Here is an 848-nt window from a genome sequence, read left to right on the forward strand (position 1 = left end):
TAGCAGGCAACTGAATGGAACTTGAAGAGCGAACTTTCAAGTAAACATGCTGTGCTTCATCAGCGCCATCGATTGGAAATAGAAATGCTCGATGTTGAATAGGACGCTCAGAGAAAACAAAGTGATCACCTGTACGGACAAATTCAACGACTTCACCTCCTTTAACCCGATAAAACTCGATTTCATCTAGCAAAGCATAATTGATTTCCAACAACCAGGCGTGGTCATTCCCTGGCACCACAAAGCGGAACCAGTAGGTATCATGCGAAAAACCAAATGATGGCACTTCCTGCTCGTTCGAGCGCCAGTCCCAGAGGTTGTAGCCATGCACATCATCTATCGTCAAGCCATGTGTCGGATCGACAAAGAACTCAAGATGGTCTCCAGACAATGGTATGCCATTGGTGTAATGCTCCTCCGCCATAGCCGACACGGAATACAGGCAGACACACAGCGCTAGAAAGATCCAAAGTCCATTTTTTATTTGTAATTGTTTCAAGGGGTAATTGTCTTTTTCTGTGATGAGTACTTAGCTAAGTATAGACAAGGCTTAAAAACTTTCATGAAAACGTCTGGCATGTTTTCTAAGAGCTTGTTCTAATAATTAGCAAATTCAATCCAGTTTTTCAGTAAACGACGACTATGATTTTTTCCTCTAAAGGAAGCAAAACACCACTGCGCGAAAACGTTCGCCTGATAGCTAGCGCTCGCCTGGCCTTGTGGGGACTGGCTCAACTTTTTTTACTCGTTGACCATCTATATCTGAACTTAAAATTTAACTTCATCCTGGCGGAGTTTATTTTAAGCCTATTTGCTTTGCTAGATGAAATCGAGTTTTATCGGGTTAA

2 protein-coding genes are annotated in these 848 nt (G+C 42.5%); one reads left to right on the forward strand and one right to left on the reverse strand.

The features are described 5' to 3' along the window. Positions 1 to 424 (reverse strand): 7TM-DISM domain-containing protein (locus A3756_RS02605; protein ID WP_304438846.1); only part of this gene is annotated, 424 nt, incomplete at its 3' end. A 218-nt stretch (positions 425 to 642) separates the two neighbouring features. Here A3756_RS02605 and A3756_RS28525 point away from each other — a divergent pair. Further along, positions 643 to 848, forward strand: a 206-nt coding sequence (locus A3756_RS28525) for a hypothetical protein (RefSeq protein ID WP_231875461.1), incomplete at its 3' end; no start/stop codon positions are given.

This window comes from Oleiphilus sp. HI0086 (genome assembly GCF_001635225.1).